Here is a 23,010-nt window from a genome sequence, read left to right as displayed (position 1 = left end):
TATGAGCCTCGCCGTGACCGCCATCGCTGCCGCCGAACGTCTGCCACTCCCGGACGCTGCGTTGCGCTTCGGTGTGGAGCGGCTTGTCGCCCGGACCAGCAGAATGCTTGCGGGCGGCGGCGTTGCGGCGCGCGACTTTGCGCAGTCCATGGACCAGTGGCCCATCGCCACCCATGTCGAGGACGCGAACGAGCAGCACTATGAACTGCCGCCAGCTTTCTTCGAACTGACGCTCGGACCGCGTCGCAAATATTCCTGCTGCCTCTATCCGAAAGCCGAAACCACGCTGGCGGAGGCGGAGACTGCAGCTCTTGAAGAAACCTGTAATCATGCGGCGCTTCAAGACGGGCAGGACATACTGGAGCTCGGCTGCGGCTGGGGGGCGCTGTCGCTGTTCATGGCGGGGCGGTTTCCTGCCTCGCGCATCGTCGCGGTGTCCAACTCGCTCCCGCAGCGGCTGCACATCGAGGCCGAGATCGCACGGCGTGGGCTGAAAAACCTCGCCGTCGTTACCGCCGACATGAACGGATTTGCCCCCGACGCCACCTTCGACCGCATCGTTTCGGTGGAGATGTTCGAGCATATTTCCAATTGGCGGGCGCTGTTCCGCCGCGCGCGCTCGTGGATCAGGCCCGACGGACGTATGTTCATCCACGTCTTTTCCCATCGCCACAGCGCCTATCGCTTCGACCACGAGGACAGGGCCGACTGGATCGCACGGCACTTCTTCACTGGTGGTGTGATGCCGAGCCACGATCTCGCGCGCCAGTTTTCTGAAACCTTCGCCGTCGAGCAGGACTGGCGCTGGAGCGGCCTGCACTACGAGCGCACGGCGCTCGACTGGCTTCGCAATTTCGACTCCAACCGGGCGGCTATCCGGACGATTTTCGACGAGATCTACGGCGGCGAGGCGGCATTGTGGCTGCGGCGATGGCGGCTGTTCTTCCTGGCGACCGCGGGTCTATTCGGGCATGCGGGCGGGGAAGAATGGGGTGTCAGCCATTACCTTCTGTGCCCTGCCACCCCGACGCCGGTGCGGTGACGGCGATGCGGCGTGCCCGCGCGTTCATCGCCGCCTTGCGCGCCTACTCGGACCATCCTGACCCGTTGGTGGCATCATCGAATTTCATCGCACTCCTCGTGGCCTCTAACCAACCCTTCTATCCACTCTATCTCTGGTGGCTGGTGAGCACGGACATCGCACCGGCCTTCGGCACCTTCCTTTCGACGCCGTTTTTCCTTGCAGTGCCCGCCCTGGCGCGCAGGAGCACGCTTGCCGCTCGCGCGCTGCTGCCGCTTACCGGCATCTGCAACACGGTCCTGTGCGCAAAGCTGTTCGGCGTGCATTCGGCCGTCGAAGTCTTCCTGATCCCCTGCGCGGTGCTGGCGCTGCTTCTGTTCCGGCCGGGCGAGCGCGTCGTCGCCTTTGCCATCGCCGGCCTCGCCTTCCTCTGCTTCCTGCTCCTGCACGGACGCTACGGCGCGCCAGCTGTCGCCTACACTGCAGCCGAATATGCGGCGCTGATGCGGCTCAACGCCGTCAGCGCGGCCGCGCTCACCACCTGCGCGGCGCTCGTCTTCTCAAACGTGCTTGCACGCGCCGAAGGATCAGCCGAATCGGGTAGCAGCCAGAAATCCGGTTGACGCGCCGACGGCCGTGACCGCCATCCCCCAAGCTATGTCAGCGAGTGTCACCGCGAGCGGCCAGTCACGCAAGGTAGCGTGGTTGGTCAGGTCGTAGGTGGCGTAGGCCACCAGCCCCAACGCCGCCCCGTTCAGCATAGCCTTTGCCAGACCGCCGCTCGCCAGTGCGGGCATCACGGCGAAAAACACGATGCCGCCGATATAGATCAGGTAGAAAGCAACAGCCGGCGCGAGGTGAAACTGCGGCGCGATCCTGTCGCCCAGAAGCGGTCGGTACAGCGCATCGGCCATGATCGTCAGCCAGATCGCGTCGATGATCAGGAAGGCGATGCCGGCGGCGAGATAGGCGATGATCACTGTCTTCATGGCTGCGCCTCCGTCGGAATGTCTGCCGCTTCTGCGCGAGTTTCTACGGAACCGGGCGGCAATTGGATCACCCATGGTGAACCGGCGCCGGCTTGCGCGCGTATAAGGGAAATCCAATTGGATGGACGGTCATGAAGAACCTGCTTTTCCTGACAGTCGCAGCCCTCCTGCCAGCGGCGGTTTCGTCCGTGGCTGCCCAGCAGACTGCGGACCTCAGCGGCGTGTGGCTGCGCGACGACGGCAACGCCCGAGTCCGGATCGCGTCGTGCGGCAATGACATCTGCGCAACGAACCTGTGGATCGGCGACACCAGCGGCGGCGAGGAAGCCGGCGACGTGCTCGTGATGACGCTTGAGCCGCACTCCAAAACGCAGCTACGCGGAACCGCCTACGACCCCAAACGTGACCGCACCTACTCGATCACGGTCCAACTGCGCGAAAACCGACTCGTTACGCGCGGCTGCGTTTTGGGCGGCGTGCTCTGCCGCAGTGTGAGCTGGACGCCGGCACGGTGAGTGCGCGAAAGCCCATGCCCAAAAGCCGGCGCTGGTGCTGTTTCGTAACGACCTGCGCGTCGGTGACAATGGCGCGCTGTCGGCCGCGGTCAACACGGGAAAGCCGGTGCTCGCCGCCTATATCCTCGATGAGGAAAGCGAGCGAACCCGACCGTTGGGCGACGCTTCGCGCTGGTGGCTCCACCACTCCCTGGCCGCTGTCGCAGGCAAGCTCGAGAGGCTCGGCGCGCGCCTCGTGCTGCGGCGCGGCGCGACGGGGACCGTTATGGAGGATCTTCTCGCCGAAACTGGAACCGACACGGTATTGTGGAATCGCCGCTACGATCCCGGTGGCATCGCGGCCGACACCACGCTGAAGCAGATCCTGCGCGAACGCGGCCTGCAAGCAGAGAGCTTCGACGGCCATCTGCTGCACGAGCCGTCGCGCCTTTTGACCGGATCGGGATCCTTCTACAAGGTTTTCACTCCGTTCTGGAGCGCGCTCGCCCGCGACACCGAGCCACGCGATCCGGTCGACGCGCCGAAACGACTGGACGGCTTTTCCGGTGAGGTCGCGTCGGAGAGCCTTGATGATCTTCTGCCGCTTCCGACATCGCCTGACTGGGCAGGCGGGCTGCGGGAATGCTGGACGCCTGGCGAGGACGGGGCACAGGCGCGTCTTGAAGAGTTCCTCTCCGGACGCCTGGAAGATTATTCGGACGGTCGCGATTTTCCCGGACGCCCTTCGACGTCGCGCCTGTCTCCGCACCTGGCCCATGGCGAGATCACGCCCTACCAGATATTCGCGGCGCTGCGAGAGCGCGGTAGGGAAGCCGGGAGGGCCGACATCGCCAAGTTCAGAAAGGAGATCGGCTGGCGCGAATTCTGCTACCATTTACTCTTCCACAACCCCCACATTCACGAGAAGAATTTCCAGCCCGGCTTCGACGCCTTTCCGTGGCGATCTGACGATGAGGCGCTGGACGTATGGCGGCGCGGGCAAACCGGCTACCCGATCGTCGATGCCGGCATGCGCGAGTTATGGCGCACCGGCACGATGCACAACCGCGTGCGCATGATCGCCGCCTCCTTTCTGACCAAGCATCTTCTGATCGACTGGCGCGAGGGCGAGCGCTGGTTCTGGGATACGCTGGTCGACGCCGACCCGGCCAGCAACCCCGGCAACTGGCAATGGGTCGCAGGCTGCGGCGCGGATGCCGCTCCGTATTTCCGTATCTTCAACCCGGTGCTTCAGGGCGAGAAGTTCGATCCCGACGGAACCTATGTCCGCCGCTGGGTTCCAGAGCTCGACGGCTTGCCTGCCCGCTATCTCCATAAGCCGTGGGACGCACCGGGCGAGATGCTGGAAAGGGCGGGCGTCACGCTCGGCGAGACCTATCCACACCCTGTTGTCCACCACACGAGCGCGCGCGAACGCGCCCTTGCCGCTTATCGCATGATGAGGGGCGACGCATGAACAGCGCGCGCGTCACCACCATGGCCGCCAACGGCGCGCCGCCGGCGGAGGCCGGCACGCTCTATGCCGGCAAGGTCATGCACCAGCGACTGAAGCCGTTCGGCCACCGCTTCACCTATTCCGTGTTCTCTCTGCTTGTCGATCTGGACAGGCTGGACGAGCTCGACCGCATATCGAGACTGCTTCGCGTCAACCGGCCGGGCATCCTCTCTTTCAGGGAGAGCGACCATGCCGAACGTGAGGGCGAAACGCCGCGGCGGCTCGCCGACCGGCTGCTGGCCCAGGCCGGCCTGAAACGGCCGGCCTCGCGTATCCTCCTGCTCGCCTATCCGCGCTTTCTCGGCTACGTGTTCAATCCGATCTCTGTCTACTTCGCCTATGACGAGGACGGAGAGCTGCTGGCGCTGATCTATGCCGTTCGCAACACGTTTGGCGAGCGCCACGCCTATGTCGCGCCCGTGCGGGAAGGCGAGACGGGCCCGGACGGCATCCGCCAGACCCGCAGGAAGATCCTTCATGTCTCCCCCTTTGTGGGCATGGACGCGCGTTATCATTTTCGCGTGCTGCCGCCGGGAAGAGTGGTACGGCTGCGTATCCACGAGACTGAAGGCGGCACGCCGCTGCTGGCAGCCACCTTCAGCGGCGAGGCGCGGCTGCTGAGCGATGCAAGCCTTCTGGCATGTCTCGCGCGCTTCCCCTTCAGCACGCTGAAGGTGACCGTAGGCATCCATTGGCAGGCGCTCAAGCTCTGGATGAAAGGCGCGCCGTTCCACAAGAGTCCGCCGGCACCGCCACCCGCGAGCTTTCGCGACCATGGAAGCATCGAAGCGGGCGAATAGAAGGGCTTGGCATGGACGCATTACTGCTCGGCAGCGCTGGGGAGGGGAAACAGACCGGCGGCTTCCGGGTCGATGACCTGCCGCTGTGTCATAAACGACGACATCAAGCGGCAATCTGCCTTTGCCCTTGACACCCCCGGCCTGGTGCGAACGCAGATCAGCCGTCCGTCTTTTCCGTGCCGATCGTTTGCTTGTGAAGACCGTTTGCGAGAGGCGCCACTCCGGCCGACGTCGATGCATGTTGATGCGGCGTCGACAACAGGGTTGGATATGTATCGCGCGGCACCGGCGATAGCTCGTGATCGGAACTGGCCATTGTTTCGAACATCAGGACACGAGGACGTATGGGCTAACCTTGATGCCGGTGCGGCCAAATGTGCGGTACCGCATGGCGGGCGCCCCGCGAGTTCCCGTCACCATGGGATTGTCTGGTTGTTCCAGCGGGTGAAGGTACCTGTCGGACCGTCGGGGCCAAGGAGCGCGACGCGCACCACCTCACGCGAGCCGTCCTCGACCGTCTCGGTGCCGGCGAAATTGTTGAGGGCGGTAGCTGTAAAGGCGGGCGAGACCAGATTGACCTTGATGCCGGTTCCCTCGAGCTCGATCATCATCGAGAGCGCCAGGCCGTTCAGCGCGGTCTTCGAGGCGGCATAACCAGGACCGTAGATCTTGCGGTACGGGAAGGCCGGGTCGGCATTGCTGGCCAGCGAGCCCACACCGCTCGAGACGATAACGATGCGCGCGTCCGACGAGAGCCGCAGCAAAGGCAGCATCGCCTGGTGCACCGCGAGCACGCCGAAGACATTGGTATCCCAGATGGCACGGACCTCCTCGATCGATACGGTGCTGGCGGTATTGTTGGTGGCGTAATCCTGCAGGAACTCGCCGGGCTCGCGCTTCTTCGTGGTCGAGATGCCGGCGTTCTGGACTAGCAGGTCGAGGCGGCCGAATTCGGAGCGGATGCGCCCAGCTGCAGCCGCGATCGATGCCACGTCCGTGACGTCGATCTGAATGGCGATGGCGCCTGATCCGAGCTGTCTGGCGGCTTCCTCGCCACGCTCGGCATTGCGGGAGCCGAGGAGAACCGTGTTGCCGGCCGCGATCAGCTCCTTTGCGGTCTGGAAGCCGACGCCCTGATTGGCGCCGGTGATGAGGGCGATGCGCTCTTCGGCCATAGCCGTTTCCCTTCGATTGAATAGTTGCCACGGGAGGGGTGCCGCACAATCCTTATAGAAACGGAACCGTGTTCCGAATACATACGGAACATTGTTCCGTATTGCAAGGGGTATTTGTGGTCGAAACTGCTGACGACGCAATCGCGGTGAAAGAGCCGACGGGAAAGCGGGTGCGCGCCGACGCCCAACGCAGCCTCGACGCGCTGTTGCAAGCGGCCAAGGCGGTGTTTGCGGCGTCCGGAGTCGATGCTCCCGTGCGGGAGATCGCGGAAAAGGCCGGGGTCGGGATCGGCACGGTCTATCGGCATTTTCCGGGACGCGCGGATCTGATCGCGGCGGTCTTCCGGCGCGAGATTGACGCCTGCGCGGATGCGGCGGCGGTGCTGGCAGCCGAGTATCCGCCGTTCGAGGCGCTGACGAGATGGTTCGATGTCTATGTAGGGTTCATCGCGACCAAGCGCGGACTCGCAGCGGCGCTGTATGCGGGCGATGCGGCCTATGAGAGTCTGCCGGCGCATCGCAATGAGCGGCTGGTGCCGGCGCTGCAGGGGCTGCTCGATAGGGCAGTGGCGGCCGGCGCGGTGCGGCCTGACGTCGATGCCTATGAACTGCTGAACGCTATCGGTAGCCTCTACATGACGGTGCGCGACGAAGCCGCCGCAGCGGGGGCTGGGCGCATGGTGGCGCTGCTCGTCGACGGGCTGCGCTACCGCGCCAACTCCACACTCTCAGTGGCCAACTCGCGCTCCGCTGCTCGTGATTGATCTCGAAAGGTCAAAACCAAGAGCTCCGCCGACGCGCCGTTGATGTGCAGTAGGAATAACTCACTTGAGACAACGTGAAGGCGATGACCTGCCACCGAACGTCAGGTTCTACGCACCGTTTCTTCGCCTTGCGCCGTGAGGCGGGTCAAAGCGCGGGCGGAGCGTGCTCGGTCAGATCAACAGGGACCGCCAATTGGCCGGCACGCTTCCCTCCGGCCCCGGCACGGGCTGGTCAAGCGGCCGGTGGTGTGGCGGCTTGAGGACCGGACCATCAACCGGCTCCTCTTTCTCGTAGTTCCAGAACCAGTCCTCCCCCGGTTCAAAGGACTGGGCCACTGGATGGCCGTGGCTTGTGGCATGCGCCCGGGCATGTTTGGACACCGAGGAGTCACAACAGCCGACATGGCCGCATTGGGCGCACCGGCGCAGGTGAACCCACCAGCCGCCAGTGGCGAGGCACTCAACACATCCGGACCCGAGGGTGGGACTGAAGAATTGATGGCATTGGTATCGGTCATAGTTCGTCCTTACTCTCGCCTCGTCATGCGTCACTGGAGTATTGCACCATTTCCGAATGCAAGGCGGTCAAGCCGACCGAAGACCCGGAGACACAGTGACCGAGTGGCCAGAACTTCACTACTTGGATTGGCAGGATACCTGCAAGGCGCTGCACCTCTATCTGCAGATCGTGGGCAAATATCGCCTAGCCCATACGCCTTGGCAAAACCACTCCTGGCACGCGACCTTAACGTCGACGTGCGTGGTCTGACGACCTCTCTCATCCCCGACGGCTCGGGCATCCAGATTGACTTCGATCTCGTTGATCATCTGGTGATCGGTCGCAGCACGGATGGAAAGCGCGCCGTTCTTCCCCTGAAGGAGGGGACGGTCGCCGAGTTCAAGGCCCGGTTTGCCGATCTTGTTGCAAGTCTCGGCGGCACGCCGCATTTCAGCGATCTACCCAGCGAAGTGCCTGACCCTGTCCGGTTCAGCCAGGACACCCGCCCCAGACCCTACGACGCGGACGCGGTCGCACGCTACTTTCGCGCTCTTGTCCTCGTTGACTCCGTCTACAAGACCTATCGCACCGGCTTCATCGGCAAGAGCAGTCCCGTTCATCTGTTTTGGGGCGCAATGGATCTGGCGGTCACGCGGTTCTCAGGGGGTGCCGCGCCTATGCATCCAGGCAATATTCCTGGTTTGCCAGACGCCGTGACCCGGGATGCCTATGATCATCAGTGTGCCTCGGCCGGGTTCTGGCCTGGTGGTATCGGCAGCTCGGAAGCCAGCTTTTACGCTTACACCTATCCCGTGGTAGAGGGATATCCCGCGATCGAGGTTTCGCCGGGGGAAGCCGTGTGGGACACGACCTGGGGGAATTCCTGCTCCCATATGAAGCGGTCCGGCGGGCGAAGGACCCTGCAGCCACCCTCATGAAGTTCCTGCAGACAACATTCGATGGAGCGGCTCTTCTCGGCAATTGGCCCTCCGAGTTAGCCATCCCGACCGGCAAACCTCTGCGTCCCCGAGCCACACATCGGTGAACCACGAGCTGACAAGACGTCTGCTTTCCGGCCGTCCATCGAGAGCAGACAGTCAGCTATCCACCAGTATGGCCCTTGGCGCCATTCAACCTCATCCTGCTGAGGAAATGATTTGATGCGGCCGTTACGGGGCTAATTGCAGAATGGCGGCTTGCGAGCGTAGGGAAGCGACAGCTGATACTCGATCAGGAGACCGAGCCTCTGGCCGGCATTAACCAGGCATCGACTCGTCGTCATGCCTGCCCTAGGCGCTTCCGCCCAGATGGGCGATTCCGCGGTCATATGTCTGCAGGAATTGCCCAGCCGCGGATGTCGCGGACCGCCAAAGACCTCCTGCGGCGAGCCATGCAGCAGGAGCCGGCCATGGTCGAGGAACGCGATCAGCTTGCCGACGCCTGCCGCAAAACCGATCTCGTGGGTCACGACGATCATGGTCATGCCTTCATCCGCAAGCTTGCGCATGACGTTCAACACCTCTCCGGTCAGTTCCGGATCCAGGGCTGAGGTCGGTTCGTCGAACAGGAGGATGCTGGGCTCCATGGCGAGCGCGCGGGCGATCGCGACGCGCTGCTGTTGTCCGCCCGAAAGCTCGGACGGGTAGTATTTCGCGCGGTCTTCCAGGCCTACATGGCGAAGCTGGGCCATGGCGCGCTCTTCCGCCTCCGAACGCCTCAACCCGCGCACCGTGACAAGCGCTTCGGAAACATTGCCCAGCGCTGTCATATGCGGCCAAAGATTGAACTGCTGGAAGACCATGCCGACCTGCGAGCGCACCTGATGGATGCTTTGCGGACTCAGCCGGCGGCGGCCGTTGCCGTCGTCGGCGAAACCAAGCGGCTGGCCGTTGATCAGGATCGTGCCCGCGCTGGCCTCCTCCAGAAAAGCGACGCAGCGCAGCAGCGTCGACTTGCCCGAGCCGGACGGACCGATCAGGCATGTCGTGGCCCCGGGCGGGACCTCCAGCGAGATATCCTGCAGCACCTCGCTGTCGCCGAACCGTTTCGACACGTGGCGGATGCTGACTGCGGACGTCATACTGCGAACCTGTACTTTAGAAAGGCGCTTCTCGCCATACTGGCCGAGCCGGCCGCAAAGCTCGACCAGCACCCAGTAGAACACCGCAAGCAGGAACAGGGCCTCGACAAAGGCATATTGCTGCGAACCGAGCGTGCTGATGACCGCCGTCATCTCCGGCACCGCGATCACGGACAGGACCGCAGTCTCCTTCATCAGGAGGATCGCCCAGTTCACGCATTGCGGCAGCACCAGCACCGTCATTTCCGGCACGAAAATACGCCGCACGATCTGCGACTGCGTCAGTCCCAGGCATTCGGCTGCCTCGATATGCCCTTTCGGAACCGCGTTGAATCCTGCCCGGAAAATCTCGCTGAAATAGGCGGACGCATAGATTGTGAGGCCGATCAGGCCGGCCGGTATGGGCTCGAGCCTGATGCCGATGAAAGGCCCGCCGAAATAGAGCAGGAATATCTGGACCAGGAACGGCGTGCCGCGCAACACTTCCACGATGGCGCGCAGTGCCAGGGCGAGGGGCCTTGGCCCGAACCGCCGGCCGGCCGCAATCGCGAAGCCGAGCGCGAAGCCCAGCAGCGTCGATGCGATCCAGATCAGCAAGGTTATGCGCAATCCGGCCAGGATGGCGGGCATCTGCGCTGCCATCAGCCCGAAATCGAGGCTCATATACGGCCGACCTTCATGAAGCGCTCCGCGAGTGTGCCGCCACCGGCCACAGCCCAGTTGATGACGAGATAGAGTCCGCCGGCGACCGAGTAGAACAGGAGCGGGTTGTAGGTCGACGCAGACAGGTTCTGCGCCATTCGGGTCAGTTCGATGACGCCGACTACGGAGATCAGTGACGAGGCCTTGAGGATCAGGATCGCCTCGTTGACCAACGCGGGAACCGTCAGCCGCAGCGCGATTGGCGCGCGGATGCGTAGGAACTGCTGCCACGGCGTCATGCCGAGCATATCGCCCGCCTCCACCAGCCCCTTGGGAACGCTCAGGAAACCACCCCGCAAATTTTCCGCCTGGTAGGAGGCGGTGCACAGCGACAGGCCGATCACCGCCGCGATCACACTCGGCACGAACAGCCCGAGTTGGGGAAGCAGATTGTAGATCAGCAGCAGTTGCACGATCAGCGGCACGCCGCGGAAGAAGCTGATGAATATCCTGGCCGGAACCGACAGCAGGCGGCGGGTGGACAATTTCGCCGCGCACACGCAAAGCCCGATGAGCAGGCCGAGCATGATCGATATGGCGCTGATGACGATGGTGCGCCCGGCCGCCACCAGCATCAGCTCGAATAGCCGCATCGTCATGCGCCGTGCTCGGAAATCGAGTCGTGCCATCTGCCCGCGACCGAGACGGGCGGCCAGGCGATCAAGGGAAGCCGAAAGGGATCTGGCATCCTGTCGTCAGAAGTTCGGCTCCGGAACTTCATCCGGCGTGTCGAAGCTGGTGCCGAACCACTTCTTCTGAAGCTCGGCCATGCGGCCGTCCCCCTTCATCTTCACCAGGGCGGCCTGCACCGCGTCGAGCAACGGCTGGTCGTCGGGCTTCTTGGTGCCGATGAAGCCGAAATAGGATTTCTTGCCGAAGGGCGGCAGGACCACTTCGAACACGTCGGGCTGCTTCGATGCGACATAGGCGATGTTCGGCAGCGAATTTCCGACGGCTGCGATGCGGCCGGCGGCAAGGTCGGCATACGCCTCGTTGAAACTGACATATTCCCGCGTTTCGATCGGGGTCGCCAGCGTCTTGCTGTATTCCTGGACCTGGGCGAGCTGCGCGGTCGCCTTGCCGGCCCCGACCGTCTTGCCCGCCAGATCCTCGGGCTTGGTGATATCGGCTTCGCCTTTGCCCTTCAGGAAGGCGACCGTTGCTTCGGCGACGGGGGAAAGGAACCGGTAGCGCTCAAGGCGCGCCTTGGTGATGGTGGCCGGGCCGGCGACCATGTCGAACTGACCAGCCTCGAGGGCGGGCAGAACGCCGTCCCACGGCAGCTCGACCCATTCGATCTTCACTCGCAGTTCCTTGCCCACCTCCGCGAAAACATCGACGTTGAGGCCGGTATGCTCGCCGGCTTCATCGATGAAGTCGAAAGGCGCGAAAGCCGTTTCCGTGCCGACCTTCAGGACGCCCGCGGCCTTGACCCGGTCCAGCGCGCTTTCCGCGAGCGCGGGCAGCGATGCGGCGGACAGCACGGCCAGCCCGAGCACTGCTTTGAGGAACAGACGCTTCTGCATGGAACTTCTCCGTTATCGGGTTCTGCGAGGGGCCGGGCCGCCTCCGACATCTTGTCTAACTGATGCGATCAGGACCGAGCTGTCAATCCTTGAGCACTTTTTGGTAATGCAAAAAAACTAGGCAAGTACCCAGGCGATATCACACGGGTTGCAAGGCCGGGCTACCCGGTTAAGCTATTCTGCAGCCTGGAGATCCGCATGAACGAACGCACATTCGCGCCAGTCGATTCCATCGCCGTTCCGCGCTTCGCCGGGCCGGCAACGTTCATGCGCCTGCCGGTGATAGAAGATCCCGCCCTCGTGGATATCGCGATCTTCGGCGTGCCGTGGGATGGAGGCACGACCAACCGTCCCGGTCCGCGCCACGGACCACGCCAGGTGCGGGACATGTCGGGGATGATCCGGCGCGTCCATGGCGTCTCCAAGCGCTCGCCCTACGACCTGTGCAAGGTCGCCGATCTCGGCGACGCGCCGACAAACCCCATCGACCTCCACCGCTCGCTGGACAGCATCGCGGCGTTCGCCGACAGGATCGTCCAGGCAGGCGCCGTGCCGCTCGCCATCGGCGGCGACCACCTGTCCTCGCTGGCGCTGCTGCGCGCCGCGGCACGGAGCGGCCCGGTCGGCATGATCCATTTCGACGCGCACCAGGACATGGCGGACAGCTATTTCGGCGGGTTGAAATACACGCATGGAACCCCGTTCCGTCGCGCCATCGAGGAAGGGCTGCTCGACCCCCGCCGCGTGGTCCAGATCGGAATCCGTGGTTCGATCTATTCGACCGACGACGAGCAATGGACGGCGTCGCAGGGAATTCGCGTCATTCCGATCGAGGAGGCGGACGCGCTCGGACCGGACGGTGTCGCCGCGGAAGCGCGCCGCGTGGCAGGCAGCGGCCCGACCTACCTGTCCTTCGACATCGACAGCGTCGATCCGGCCTTCGCGCCGGGAACCGGCACGCCTGAGGTCGCCGGTCTTCTCCCGCGCGAGGTGAATGCCATCCTGCGCGGCCTCAAGGATGTCGATCTGGTCGCGGCGGACGTGGTGGAGGTCTCACCGCCGTTCGATGTCGGCGGCGGCACCGCGCTGTTGGCGGCGAACATCGCCTTCGAGATTCTGTGTCTCCTGGCCGACTGCGTGGCGCTCCGGCGTGACGCCGGCAGATGATCAGCCAGCCTGCCCGTTCACGCGGCGCGAGATATATTGTGCGAACTCGAAATTGGGCCGCTCGAGATGCGACAGCGGTCCCGGCCCGGCCAGCCGTGCATTGAGGCCCTTGAAGACCTTCTCCGTGCAGCCACGGTCTTCCTGGTTCACGTCATCAAGCATCTTCTTGACCGCTGCGAGTTGGCTCGGCGCGTCGGGATCGGCCATATAGTCGGGCGACATGCCGCCGCCGAAGATGATGTCGACCTGGCCCGGCCCATGCGGGTGCAGGCTCAGGTACCAGAAATAGCCCGGCGTCAGCGTGATCAGCAGCGAAGGATAGATGGCAAGCAGCCACGTGGTGCGCCGCTCGTCGCCGGTAAGCACGGTGTTGTCCGGATGCGCGAGGCAGAGCTTGACCTGATCGTTGCGCAGGATCGTGTGATAGTTGAACGTATTGGTGCCTTCGGGGCAGACCATCGTGTTCAGATCGGTCGAACCGCCAATGGTGCCGGCGTGGCAGACCGGCAGATGGTAGCTTTCCATGAAGTTTTCCGCGAGCACCTTCCAGTTGGTGTCCCAGCGATGTGTTTCCCGGAAAGTTTCGGTGTAGGCGCCCATGTCGAGATATCCGACCAGGTCCTCGACGGCTTTCAACCGCTCCGAAGGCGGCGGTATGTCGGGGTTGAGCGTCACCATGATCCAGCCCAGCCATTCCTCGCACCGCACCGGTGGAAGGCGGATCTCGTCGCGATGGAACGTCTCGTTCTTTCCCATGGCCGGCGCGCCGCGCAGCGTGCCGTCGAGGTTGTACGTCCAGGCGTGGTAGGGGCAGACGATGGCGCGCACCGTCCCGCTTCCCTGCAACAGCGTCGACATGCGGTGTCGGCAGACATTCGACATCGCACGCAGCTTGCCGTCGCGGTCGCGCAGGACGACGATCGGTTCGCCGGCGATCTCCATCGTCAGATAGTCGCCAGGTCCTTTCAGCGCGTCGGCACGCCCGGCGCAAAGCCATTCGCCGGCGAAGATGGTCTCGAGCTCCAGCGCCGCGAAATCTTCCGCGGTGTAGACCGATTTCGGCATGGCTTTCGCCTGTTCGAACGGTGCGGCGGTGTTCTCCGCTAGTTCGGCAGCCGCAGGCACGATCGTGCGATGAATGGACATTTATGAACCCTCGCAAAGGGGACTCGGCGACCGCTGCCGTTGGATCGGTGCGATTTCATCCGTACAGAAAACGACCTTTTGGCCGCGGATGCAAGCTGGGCCGGCTCGCCGCCCCTTCGCCTCCGGCAGCAAGAGCGCGCCTTGCGGCATCGATGCGGCGCCCAAGGTCTGGACAGTGATCTCGTCGCGAGCAGACATCGCCTGTGCCGACGTAAGTCCTCTTCAGAACACTCCCATGAATCGGGTTATGTAAAGCAATTTAAGCATGTCAGGATTGCTGATCGCCGTCGCTGATCGGCTTCACGGGCGCGCCGGGGAAGATCTTTTGCAGATTGCCCGAAATGATTTGGTCGCCTTCGGACACTCCCGACGTGAGACTGACAAGAGGGCCGTTCGCAGGTCCGAGCGAGACGATCCGCTGCTCCACGACATTGTCCTTGCCAATCACATAGACGTACCTGCCGAACTGGCTCGAGCCGAGCGCTGTCTGCGGCACCATCAGGGCGTTCGGCAGTTCCCGGAGATGCAGGCGAATGCGGACATATTGACCCGGCAGGAGGGAGAAGTCGGCGTTTTCGATCGTGGCGCGCGCCACGACCGTTCCGGTGTTGCGCTCCACGGCGTTGTCGATGAACGTCAGACGTCCCTTGCGGGGCTCCTGGCCGCTGCCCGGAACGAAGACCTCAGTGTCCACGGTGCCGTTCGCGAACGCCTTCTGGATCTCCGCAAGCTCGGTCTCGCTCGGATTGAAGGTGACGTAGATCGGCGAAAGTTGGACCAGAGTGTTGAGCGGGGTGCCGGCTGAGCTAGTGATCAGCGCTCCCACCGGCGCCTGGTTGCGTCCGAGCCGCCCGGCGAAGGGTGCACGGATTTCCGTATTCCGCAGATTCAGCTCGGCGGTGTATTCGGCGGCGCGCGACATTGCCAGCGATGCCTCGCCCTGGCGCATGGCGCTCTGGCGCAGGTCGAAGCCGTCCCTGGCGAGATATCCGCTGGACGCGAGTTCGCTGCCGCGCGTCAGGTTCGAGCGGAGGTAGTCGAGAGACGCCTCGTCGCGCCTGATCTGCGCCTTCACCTGCTCGAGCGCGGCCTGATAGTCGCTCGCGTCGATTTTATAGAGAAGGTCGCCGGCCTCCACGTCCGTGCCGTCGGCCACCAGCTGCTGCTGCAGGTAGCCCGAGGCCTTTGCCTGAAGGGTGACGTTGCGGATCGCTTCCGTCCGGGCGGCGTAGTCGAGATAGATCGGGATCGTCTGCCTGACGACGCTGACCACCGGCACCGGCATTGCCTGAGGTGCGGGTGCAGATGGTGCCGCGCCGGCGGCAGTGCCGCCGACGTTCCAGCCGTTCTGCGCCAGAAGATAGCCGCCGGCCACTGCCAGCGCGAGGACGGTTCCGTGGAGACCATATTTGATACTGCGCATTTCAAAACTCCGATTCTATTCCGCCGGCTCTGCATGTGGGGCGGGCAAGCGGGGCGACAGGCGCTCACGCCAGGATTCAAGAACGACATAGAAGATCGGCACGAAGACCAGGGTCAGGACGGTGGCAACCAGCATGCCGCCGAAGACGGTGGTGCCGATCGATTGCCGGCTGGCCGCGCCGGCTCCGGTCGCGGTCATCAGCGGCACGACGCCGAGAATGAAGGCGAAGGCCGTCATCAGGATCGGCCGCAGCCGCAGGCGCGCGGCTTCGATCGCGGCGGCGACGATCTCCACGCCTTCCTCGCGCCGCCGCTTGGCGAACTCAACGATGAGGATCGCGTTCTTGGCGGCGAGGCCGATCAGCATCACGAAGCCGATCTGCGAGTAGACGTCGATCTGCATTCCGCGCACCCACAGCGCGAGCAGTGCGCCGAGCAGGGCGAGCGGAACCGCGAGCAGCACCACGAAGGGCATCGACCAGCTTTCGTACTGCATAGCCAGCACGAGGAAGCAGAAGACGATGGCGATTCCGAAGACCAGATTGGCGATCGAGCCCGCCCTGATCTCTTGATAGGTGATGCCGGTCCATTCGAAGGAGAAGTCCCTCGGCAGGGCGGTCGCGGCGGCGCGTTCCATCGCGGCCACGGCCTGGCCCGAACTGAACCCTTCCGCTGCCGCGCCGTTCACCAGCGCGGACGGGTAATTGTTGTAGTGGGTGATCGTCTCCGGACCCGCCATCGACTTCAATTGGCCGAGCGTGCTCAGCGGCACCATGTCGCCGGACGAACTGCGCACATAGAGGCGGGAGATGTCGGTCGCCGAGGCGCGCGCATCCGGTTCCGCCTGCAGGGTGACGCGGAATGTGCGCCCGAACAGGTTGAAGTCGTTGACGTATAGCGAACCGAGATAGATCTGCAATGTCGAGAAGACGTCCGGCAGGCTGAGGCCAAGCAGCTTCGCCTTGTTTCGGTCGAGGTCGTAGGAATATTGCGGCGTCGAGGTGCTGAAGGTTGTGAACAGCGCAAAGGGGTTGAGCTCCGGCTGCTTGCGAGCCTCCGCCAGGAGGGCCTGCGTCGCCTCGTCGAGCGCCACGGCACCGCGTCCGGTCAGGTCCTCCACTTGGAACTCGAAGCCGCCGGTCGTGCCGAGACCCTGGATCGACGGCGGGTCGAAGGCCAGCACCAGCGCATCGGGTATCTGGATGAGCTTGCCCTGCGCGATCGTGCGCAAAGCCGTCGCGCTCTCGTCTGGGCCTCTCTCGTCCCACGGCTTGAGCACGGCGAACTGGACGCCGGCGTTCGATTGGTTGGCGAAGCTCAGGAAGGAGAAGCCGACGACCGAGCCGACGGATTCAACCCCTGGCAGGCTGCGCAGAATCTCCTCGGACTTCTTCGCCACCGCGGCGGTGCGCTCCACCGACGCGCCGTCGGGAAGCTGCAGCACGACGAAGAAGTAGCCCTGGTCCTCGACCGGCAGGAAGGTCGAAGGGATGCGCTGCGACAGGGTGTAGGTGCCGGCCAGTCCGAGCGCGAACAGGCCGAGCAGCGGCCAGCGCCAGCGGACGAATGTCCTGATGCTGCCGGCGTAGGCATGCGACATCCAGTGGAAGCCGGCATTGAACCAGCGGAACAGGATGAACTGGGACTCGCCGCGATAGCGCAGGAACACCGCGCTCAATGCCGGGCTGAGCGTCAGCGAGTTGAACGCTGAGATCGCGAAGGAAATCGCGACCGTCAGGGCGAACTGATTGTAGAGCTGGCCTGCTACGCCGGGAATGAAGGCGACCGGCACGAAGACCGCGAGCAGCACGCCGGTCGTGGCAATGATCGGCCCCGTGACCTCGTGCATCGCCTTCTTCGCCGCCGCGAGCGGCGGTAGTCCCGCCTCCAACTGTCGTTCGACGTTCTCGACGACCACGATCGCGTCGTCGACGACAAGCCCGATCGCCAGCACCATGCCGAGCAGCGAGAGCATGTTGAGCGAGAAGCCGAGCAGGTACATGACCGTCAGCGTCGCGATCAGCGATACCGGAATCGCGATGATTGGGATCAAGGTGGCGCGCCAACTCTGCAGGAAGATGAAGACGACCAGCACGACGAGGACGAGCGCCTCGACCAGCGTCTTGACGACGTCTTCCATCGCAGCGGAGACGAACCGCGTCGTGTCGTAGAACATGTTGTAGGTCATGCCGGACGGGAAGCGCTCGGAGAGCTCCTCCATCTTGGCCCTGACGTTGTTCTGCAGGTCGAGCGCGTTCGAGCCCGGCGCCTGCAGGATGGCCAGGACCACGCTGTCCTGGCCGTTCAGGCTGAAGGACGAGGAGTAGAGCAGGGCGCCGAGCTCTATGCGCGCCACGTCGCGCAGGCGTGTCGCCGCACCTGTCTTCGGATCCACGCGAAGGACGATGTCGCCGAACTGCTGCGGGTCGCTCAGGCGGCCGACGGCGTTGACCTGCATCTCGAAGGCTGTGCCCGCCGGCGCGGGCGCCTGGCCGATCTTGCCGGCCGCGACCTGGATGTTCTGCTCCTGGATGACGGTCTGGACGTCGACCGCCGTCACGCCGAGGCTCGCCATCTTGTCGGGATCGAGCCAGACGCGCATGGAATAGCGGCGCTCGCCGAAGAACTGCACGTCGCCGACGCCCGGCAGACGCTTGATCGGATCGAGGATCTGCAGATAGGCGTAGTTGCTGAGCGTGGTGAAGTCGACGGAGTTGTCCGGGGAGCCGAGGTTGACCAGGACGTTGAAGTTCGGGTTCTGCTTGATGACGGTCACGCCGGTCTGGTTGACCAGCGCGGGCAGCGACGGAGAAGCCTGCGAGACCCGGTTCTGCACATCCATCGCGGCGATGTCGATCGGATAGCCGACCTGGAACGAGATGGTGATGCGGGCCGAGCCGTCGTTCGAACTGGTCGACGACATGTAGAGCATGCCGGGCACGCCGTTGAGCTGCTGCTCGAGCGGCGTGGTCACCGTATCGGCGACCACCTGCGCGCTCGCGCCGGGATAGTTTGCGGCGACCACGATCTGGGGCGGCGTGATGTCCGGGAATTGGGAAACAGGCAGCAGGAAATAGGAGATGCCGCCGGCCAGCACCATGATGATCGCGATTGCGGTCGCGAAGATCGGCCGCTGGATGAAGAACCCCACCATGCTGAAATTCCTTCCCAGGCCGCTCGACGGCGTCTGCCATTCCGATTGACCGGCAAGCCATCGCGACACACGCGTTTACGCGGTGTTCCCGAACGGCCTACATTGTTGACTTGCGACGACGATGTTACTATCTAGTAACAGTAGATGTTACGCCTTGGTAACATTGTCAAGAGCGATCCGACGAGAAGATCGAAAGCGAGGAAACGATCATGACGGTTGCTGTCAAACCTCCGCCCCCGCCACGGGAGCGCATCATCGACGCAGCGCGCGACCTGTTCAGGAAGCACGGCATCAACGGCATCGGCGTCGACGCGATCGCCGAAGCGGCCGACAGCAACAAGATGACGCTTTACCGCCATTTCGGCTCGAAGGACGATCTGATCGTCGTGTGCCTCAAGGAAGCTGCGGCAGAGGCCGAAGCCTTCTGGGCGGACATCGAGGCGGCGAATCCCGGCGATCCGAAGGCGCAGCTGAACGATTGGGTGCACCGCGCGGGTGACTTCCTCACCATGGAGCATTGCAACTGCGAGATTCTCGATGCGGCCGCAGAGTTGGTGGACAGCGAGCATCCGGCTCAGAAGTTCGTCAAGGACATCAGGAAGCTCTACCGGACCCGCGTGATCCAGCTTTGCCGCGATGCCGGCGTTGCGGATGCCGAACTGCTTGTCGACGCGCTGACGCTATTGATCGAGGGCGCCCGCTGCAACTGGCGCACTGTCGGCCCCGAGGGAGCCGCACCACGCTTCGTCAAGATCGCAGAGATCGTGGTCGCCGATTTCATGCAGCGCCGTCGGGCCTAGGGCGAGCAGACCATCCGTCACCGAGGGTGGCGAGGAAGTCAGTTCACCCAGACGCACCAACATATGGTAACGAGGAGCTGCCCGGCAGAGCCGTCCGAGGCGATTGCGGACCGGCTAGCGGAGATAGCTGCCTAGGTGATAGGGACCTTCTCCGAAACTGAGAACGCTTGACCACTGAGCGGGCTCATTCATGTCGCGGCGATGGCCGTTGTTCGCTGGTCGGATCCATAGATGACGGAGTGCAACTGGCGCCTGTGTGGTGACCAGAACCCGCAATCATATTCTATGCCCCTCGGTCCATCCCGTGGACTTTTTTGTTTGGCAGCCTTTCCAATGGCTTGCCGCCGCGCCCATTCGAAGATCGTGCCGCATTCGCCTCCCTCCGGGGTGCCGCATGTCCACTCTGGCTGGAAATGAAATTGATACTTGCGGGATGCCCGATATGCATACTGCTACACTATCAAAGCATTATTCTGAATGCCGAGCTGGTCGTAGGGTCAGCCGCTGCATGCTTGGAGGAGACAGTCGCATTGGCATTGGAGCGTCACGGAATTTACATTGCCGGAGAATGGCGCGAACCGGCGGGTAAGGCCTATTTTCCAACCTACAATCCCTACACGCAGCAGCCTTGGGCAGAGATTTCCCAGGCGGACGCGAGCGACGTGCGCACCGCGGTCGCTGCGGCGCGCGAATGTTTCGACCGGACATGGAGCCGGACCAGCGGACTGCAGCGCGCAAGGTTGCTCAACCGTCTTGCCGACATTATCGAAGCCAACGCCCCCGAAATGGGCGCGTTGGAAACGCGTGACAATGGAAAGGTCATCCGCGAGACGACCAGCCAGCTGAAATTCCTTGCGCGCACGTTCCGCTTCTACGCCGGCTATTGCGACAAGATCTTCGGCAAGGTCATACCGCTCGATCGTCCGGACATGTTCGACTACGCCTCGCTGGAGCCGCTCGGCGTCGTCGGCATCATCACAGCGTGGAACTCGCCGATGGCGCTTCTGGGCAACAAGCTGCCTGCGGCGCTGGCGGCCGGCAACTGCGTCGTCATCAAGCCGTCGGAACATGCATCGGTCACGACGCTCAAATTCGTGCGACTGGTCGAGGAAGCGGGGTTCCCTGCCGGCGTCGTCAATGTCGTGACAGGCGACGGCCGGACGGGAGAAGCGCTGGTGGGCGGCGGCGGGCTGGGCAAGATCAGCTTCACCGGCTCGGGCGGAGTCGGACGCAAGATCGCCGCCGCGGCCGGCGCGAATCTGACGCCGGTGATCCTCGAGCTAGGGGGAAAATCTCCCAACATCATCTTCGAGGATGCGGATCTGAACAAGGCGGCGAACGGCGCTCTCGCCGGCATCTTCGCGGCTACCGGGCAAACCTGCATCGCCGGATCGCGCCTGCTCGTCCAACGTTCCGTCTACAGCCAGATCGTCGACATGCTGGTCGATCGCGCAGGGCGCATACGGCTCGGCGATCCGTCGGACATGGCGACGGAGATGGGGACGGTGGCCAATCAGCCGCAGTTCGATCGCGTGATGCATTTCATCGAGTCCGCGAAGGGGCAGGGCGCGCGTCTGATGGCCGGGGGCGAGCGCGCCACCGGCGCCGGCCTGTCTCAGGGCCTGTTCGTCAAGCCAACGATCTTCGCAGACGTTCACAACCAGATGGCGCTCGCGCGCGAGGAGATCTTCGGTCCCGTTCTTTCGGTCATTCCGTTCGACACGGAAGAGGAAGCGGTCAGGATCGCCAATGACACGTCCTTCGGCCTGGCGTCGGGCATCTGGTCGCAGAACATCAACCGCGTGCACCGCGTCGCCCGGGAGCTGCGTACGGGCATGGTCTGGGTCAACACCTATCGGGCCGTCGCCGCGCAGACGCCGTTCGGCGGCGTCAAGGACAGCGGCTTCGGTCGCGAGCGCGGGCAGGAAGGGATGCTCGAATTCCTCGTCAGCAAGAATGTGATGATCAATTTTTCCGAAGACGACCGCGATCCGTTCGCGGTGCAGACCTAGCGGCTGCGTTGCCGCGAGGTTGCCCGAATGAAAGCCGGCCTCGGCCGGCGGGATGGAGTTCCGAAATGGCAGACGCTGGCGACCGGGACGGCAACAGGTTCGATTACATCATCGTAGGGGCGGGATCGGCCGGCTGCGTGCTCGCCAACAGGCTCTCCGCCGACAGCTCTGTCCGGGTTCTGCTGGTCGAGGCCGGTGGTCCCGATCGCAGCATCAATTTTCGTGTTCCGCTGATGGTGGTGAATCTGTTGAAAGATCCCGCCGTGACCTGGCCGTTCGTCACGGAGCCGCAAAAGGCGCTGAACAATCGGACCCAGCTGTGGACGCGCGGCCGGGTGCTCGGCGGCTCGAGCTCCATCAACGGCAACGTCTACGTTCGCGGCGATCCCTGGGTCTACGACTCCTGGGAAGGCATGGGCGCTCCCGGCTGGGGATGGGACGACATGCTTCCTGCTTTCCGCCGCATGGAGACGTTTGGCGGCGGCGACCCGGCGCTGCGGGGACGCGACGGCCCCATCGGGGTCACCAGCCTGGATCATTTCGACAAGCTGGCCGACGGATATGTCGCGGCGAGCGGCGAGGCCGGGCATCCGATTGTCGCCGACTATAATGACGGGCACTACGAGGGCGCCGCCTATCTGCAATACTCGACACGGCGCGGGTATCGAAGCAGCACATCCGCGTCCTACCTGCGGCCGGTGCTCGACCGGCGCAATCTGGTCGTCTGGACGGACACGGAAGTCGCCCGTGTCCTGATGGAGGACCGTCGCGCCGTGGGCATAGAATGCCGACGCGAGGGACAGACGGTGGTCGCGGGCGCGTCGCGCGAGGTGATCCTTTCCGCTGGGCCCGTCCAGTCACCGAAGCTTCTGGAACTGTCCGGCATCGGCCGCGGCGATGTCCTGGCCGAACATGGCATCCCGGTCGTGAAGGAGCTCTCCGGTGTCGGCGAGAACATGCAGGACCATCCGAATACGCGCCTCACGTTCCAGTGCTCCGAGCCGATTACCATCAACGATGTCCTGCAGAACCCGGTGTTCAAGGTCCGGCAGGGATTGAAATACATGCTGACGGGCAAGGGACTGCTGTCGATCTGTTCTGCGACCGCGCACACCGTCATGCGCAGCCGTCCGGACGAGACCTCCCCGGACCTCAAGCTGCAGCTTCAGCCGTTTTCCGGGAAGGACCGCTATGCGAGACGGCCCCAGGACGGACTGGACGCGCATTCCGGCTTCACCGTTGGCGTGATGGGGCTGAAGCCCAAATCCCGCGGCTATGTGCACATCGCCTCGGCGGATCCGTTCGTCCATCCTCGCATCGATCCGCGCTATCTGGAGGAGGCCGAAGATGCGGAAGTCCTGCTGAAGGGCATCAAGGAAGTGCGCCGGATCGCAGCCCAGCCATCGCTTCGGAAGCTTATCGTGCGCGAGACGCGTCCCGGGGACAGTGCTTCCACGGACGGGGAGATCATGGCGTATATCCGGGAGACGACGCAAACGACGTGGCACATCGTCGGCACCTGCAAGATGGGTGTCGATGCGGATGCGGTCGTCGATCCGCAACTGCGCGTGCGTGGCGTCACCGGCCTTCGCGTCGTGGACTCCTCCGTGTTCCCGACCATTCCGTCGTCCAATACCAATGCGCCGACAATCGCGCTGGCGGAGCGCGCTTCCGATCTTATTGCACGTGGGAACGGTGCGCCGCGGGTCGATACGACGCTCTCCGCGAATGCTGCCTGAGACC

Annotated in this window: 18 protein-coding genes and 3 pseudogenes; 11 read left to right on the top strand and 10 right to left on the bottom strand. The window is 63.8% G+C overall.

The features are described from left to right. Position 1 precedes the first annotated feature (1 nt). Together LRS09_RS06455 and LRS09_RS06450 are read left to right on the top strand one after the other, a co-directional pair. On the top strand, positions 2-1,042 hold the full coding sequence (locus tag LRS09_RS06455; RefSeq protein ID WP_257804978.1) for a cyclopropane-fatty-acyl-phospholipid synthase family protein: 1,041 nt from the start codon (positions 2-4) through the stop codon (positions 1,040-1,042). 5 nt (positions 1,043-1,047) lie between these two features. Further along, on the top strand, positions 1,048-1,644 hold the full coding sequence (locus LRS09_RS06450) for a hypothetical protein (protein ID WP_257804977.1): 597 nt from the start codon (positions 1,048-1,050) through the stop codon (positions 1,642-1,644). Here the strand turns inward: LRS09_RS06450 and LRS09_RS06445 are convergent. After that, a complete protein-coding gene (locus tag LRS09_RS06445; protein WP_257804976.1) occupies positions 1,609-2,010 on the bottom strand; it encodes a DUF2177 family protein in 402 nt (133 codons plus the stop codon). The two genes, LRS09_RS06450 and LRS09_RS06445, sit on opposite strands and share 36 nt — an antisense overlap. A gap of 131 nt (positions 2,011-2,141) precedes the next feature. Between LRS09_RS06445 and LRS09_RS06440 the strand changes: the two genes are divergently transcribed. Genes LRS09_RS06440 through LRS09_RS06430 form a run of 3 tightly spaced genes read left to right on the top strand, consistent with a single transcriptional unit; the run spans position 2,142 to position 4,820 of the window. Beyond that, positions 2,142-2,525, top strand: a complete 384-nt coding sequence (locus LRS09_RS06440) for a DUF2147 domain-containing protein (RefSeq protein ID WP_257804975.1) — start codon at positions 2,142-2,144, stop codon at positions 2,523-2,525. Positions 2,526-2,559: 34 nt separating this feature from the next. Next, positions 2,560-3,981, top strand: a complete 1,422-nt coding sequence (locus tag LRS09_RS06435) for a deoxyribodipyrimidine photo-lyase (protein WP_257804974.1) — start codon at positions 2,560-2,562, stop codon at positions 3,979-3,981. Then, positions 3,978-4,820: a DUF1365 domain-containing protein gene (locus tag LRS09_RS06430; RefSeq protein ID WP_257804973.1), complete on the top strand. Its 843-nt coding sequence runs from the start codon at positions 3,978-3,980 to the stop codon at positions 4,818-4,820. The genes LRS09_RS06435 and LRS09_RS06430 overlap by 4 nt, the downstream gene beginning before the upstream one ends. Positions 4,821-5,233: 413 nt before the next feature. On the opposite strand, the gene LRS09_RS06425 is transcribed toward LRS09_RS06430, so the two are convergent. Next, positions 5,234-5,995, bottom strand: a complete 762-nt coding sequence (locus LRS09_RS06425; RefSeq protein WP_257804972.1) for an SDR family NAD(P)-dependent oxidoreductase — start codon at positions 5,993-5,995, stop codon at positions 5,234-5,236. A 116-nt stretch (positions 5,996-6,111) separates the two neighbouring features. On the opposite strand from LRS09_RS06425, the gene LRS09_RS06420 reads away from it, so the two are divergent. Then, positions 6,112-6,759 carry a TetR/AcrR family transcriptional regulator gene (locus tag LRS09_RS06420; RefSeq protein ID WP_257810138.1) on the top strand — a complete coding sequence of 216 codons (648 nt, stop codon included), beginning with the start codon at positions 6,112-6,114 and terminating at the stop codon, positions 6,757-6,759. A 171-nt stretch (positions 6,760-6,930) separates the two neighbouring features. Here LRS09_RS06420 and LRS09_RS06415 read toward each other — a convergent pair whose 3' ends face one another. After that, on the bottom strand, positions 6,931-7,311 hold the full coding sequence (locus LRS09_RS06415) for a UBP-type zinc finger domain-containing protein (protein ID WP_257804971.1): 381 nt from the start codon (positions 7,309-7,311) through the stop codon (positions 6,931-6,933). Between the two features lie 22 nt (positions 7,312-7,333). Here LRS09_RS06415 and LRS09_RS06405 point away from each other — a divergent pair. Next, positions 7,334-8,303 (top strand): annotated as a pseudogene (locus tag LRS09_RS06405) (DUF5996 family protein). A 244-nt stretch (positions 8,304-8,547) separates the two neighbouring features. Here the strand turns inward: LRS09_RS06405 and LRS09_RS06395 are convergent. The 4 genes and pseudogenes from LRS09_RS06395 to LRS09_RS06380 all read right to left on the bottom strand — a co-directional run bounded on the left by LRS09_RS06395 (position 8,548) and on the right by LRS09_RS06380 (position 11,566). Further along, positions 8,548-9,338 (bottom strand): annotated as a pseudogene (locus tag LRS09_RS06395) (amino acid ABC transporter ATP-binding protein). Between the two features lie 51 nt (positions 9,339-9,389). After that, positions 9,390-9,968 (bottom strand): annotated as a pseudogene (locus tag LRS09_RS06390) (amino acid ABC transporter permease); the annotation flags it as partial. A 29-nt stretch (positions 9,969-9,997) separates the two neighbouring features. Continuing rightward, positions 9,998-10,639, bottom strand: coding sequence for an amino acid ABC transporter permease (locus tag LRS09_RS06385; RefSeq protein WP_257804967.1), 642 nt, complete (start codon positions 10,637-10,639; stop codon positions 9,998-10,000). A 96-nt stretch (positions 10,640-10,735) separates the two neighbouring features. After that, positions 10,736-11,566, bottom strand: a complete 831-nt coding sequence (locus LRS09_RS06380) for a transporter substrate-binding domain-containing protein (RefSeq protein WP_257804966.1) — start codon at positions 11,564-11,566, stop codon at positions 10,736-10,738. Between the two features lie 198 nt (positions 11,567-11,764). Here LRS09_RS06380 and speB point away from each other — a divergent pair, with 198 nt between their 5' ends. After that, a complete protein-coding gene (gene speB / locus LRS09_RS06375; protein ID WP_257804965.1) occupies positions 11,765-12,733 on the top strand; it encodes an agmatinase in 969 nt (322 codons plus the stop codon). Here speB and LRS09_RS06370 read toward each other — a convergent pair whose 3' ends face one another. From LRS09_RS06370 to LRS09_RS06360, 3 genes are all read right to left on the bottom strand, one after another. Beyond that, a complete protein-coding gene (locus tag LRS09_RS06370) occupies positions 12,734-13,879 on the bottom strand; it encodes an aromatic ring-hydroxylating dioxygenase subunit alpha (RefSeq protein ID WP_257804964.1) in 1,146 nt (381 codons plus the stop codon). 268 nt (positions 13,880-14,147) lie between these two features. After that, complete coding sequence (locus LRS09_RS06365; protein WP_257804963.1) at positions 14,148-15,302, bottom strand: efflux RND transporter periplasmic adaptor subunit; 1,155 nt, start codon at positions 15,300-15,302, stop codon at positions 14,148-14,150. Between the two features lie 15 nt (positions 15,303-15,317). Next, a complete protein-coding gene (locus tag LRS09_RS06360) occupies positions 15,318-18,455 on the bottom strand; it encodes an efflux RND transporter permease subunit (RefSeq protein WP_257804962.1) in 3,138 nt (1,045 codons plus the stop codon). Between the two features lie 209 nt (positions 18,456-18,664). Here LRS09_RS06360 and LRS09_RS06355 point away from each other — a divergent pair, with 209 nt between their 5' ends. The 3 genes from LRS09_RS06355 to LRS09_RS06345 all read left to right on the top strand — a co-directional run bounded on the left by LRS09_RS06355 (position 18,665) and on the right by LRS09_RS06345 (position 23,006). Then, positions 18,665-19,255, top strand: coding sequence for a TetR/AcrR family transcriptional regulator (locus LRS09_RS06355; protein WP_257804961.1), 591 nt, complete (start codon positions 18,665-18,667; stop codon positions 19,253-19,255). 530 nt (positions 19,256-19,785) lie between these two features. Next, a complete protein-coding gene (locus tag LRS09_RS06350) occupies positions 19,786-21,267 on the top strand; it encodes an aldehyde dehydrogenase (protein ID WP_257804960.1) in 1,482 nt (493 codons plus the stop codon). A gap of 65 nt (positions 21,268-21,332) precedes the next feature. After that, a complete protein-coding gene (locus LRS09_RS06345) occupies positions 21,333-23,006 on the top strand; it encodes a GMC family oxidoreductase (RefSeq protein ID WP_257804959.1) in 1,674 nt (557 codons plus the stop codon). Positions 23,007-23,010 lie beyond the last annotated feature (4 nt).

Origin of the sequence: Mesorhizobium sp. J428 (assembly GCF_024699925.1) — a bacterium.
Taxonomy (GTDB): domain Bacteria; phylum Pseudomonadota; class Alphaproteobacteria; order Rhizobiales; family Rhizobiaceae; genus Mesorhizobium_A.
This window is presented reverse-complemented; position numbering and strand designations above follow the sequence as displayed.

Bases quoted from the DNA above. Each gene is read 5' to 3' on its own strand.
- LRS09_RS06455 (WP_257804978.1), top strand. From the start codon at position 2: ATGAGCCTCGCCGTGACCGCCATCGCTGCCGCCGAACGTCTGCCACTC.
- LRS09_RS06450 (WP_257804977.1), top strand. From the start codon at position 1,048: ATGCGGCGTGCCCGCGCGTTCATCGCCGCCTTGCGCGCCTACTCGGAC.
- LRS09_RS06445 (WP_257804976.1), bottom strand. From the start codon at position 2,010: ATGAAGACAGTGATCATCGCCTATCTCGCCGCCGGCATCGCCTTCCTG.
- LRS09_RS06440 (WP_257804975.1), top strand. From the start codon at position 2,142: ATGAAGAACCTGCTTTTCCTGACAGTCGCAGCCCTCCTGCCAGCGGCG.
- LRS09_RS06430 (WP_257804973.1), top strand. From the start codon at position 3,978: ATGAACAGCGCGCGCGTCACCACCATGGCCGCCAACGGCGCGCCGCCG.
- LRS09_RS06425 (WP_257804972.1), bottom strand. From the start codon at position 5,995: ATGGCCGAAGAGCGCATCGCCCTCATCACCGGCGCCAATCAGGGCGTC.
- LRS09_RS06385 (WP_257804967.1), bottom strand. From the start codon at position 10,639: ATGACGATGCGGCTATTCGAGCTGATGCTGGTGGCGGCCGGGCGCACC.
- LRS09_RS06380 (WP_257804966.1), bottom strand. From the start codon at position 11,566: ATGCAGAAGCGTCTGTTCCTCAAAGCAGTGCTCGGGCTGGCCGTGCTG.
- speB (WP_257804965.1), top strand. From the start codon at position 11,765: ATGAACGAACGCACATTCGCGCCAGTCGATTCCATCGCCGTTCCGCGC.
- LRS09_RS06370 (WP_257804964.1), bottom strand. From the start codon at position 13,879: ATGTCCATTCATCGCACGATCGTGCCTGCGGCTGCCGAACTAGCGGAG.
- LRS09_RS06365 (WP_257804963.1), bottom strand. From the start codon at position 15,302: ATGCGCAGTATCAAATATGGTCTCCACGGAACCGTCCTCGCGCTGGCA.
- LRS09_RS06360 (WP_257804962.1), bottom strand. From the start codon at position 18,455: ATGGTGGGGTTCTTCATCCAGCGGCCGATCTTCGCGACCGCAATCGCG.
- LRS09_RS06355 (WP_257804961.1), top strand. From the start codon at position 18,665: ATGACGGTTGCTGTCAAACCTCCGCCCCCGCCACGGGAGCGCATCATC.
- LRS09_RS06345 (WP_257804959.1), top strand. From the start codon at position 21,333: ATGGCAGACGCTGGCGACCGGGACGGCAACAGGTTCGATTACATCATC.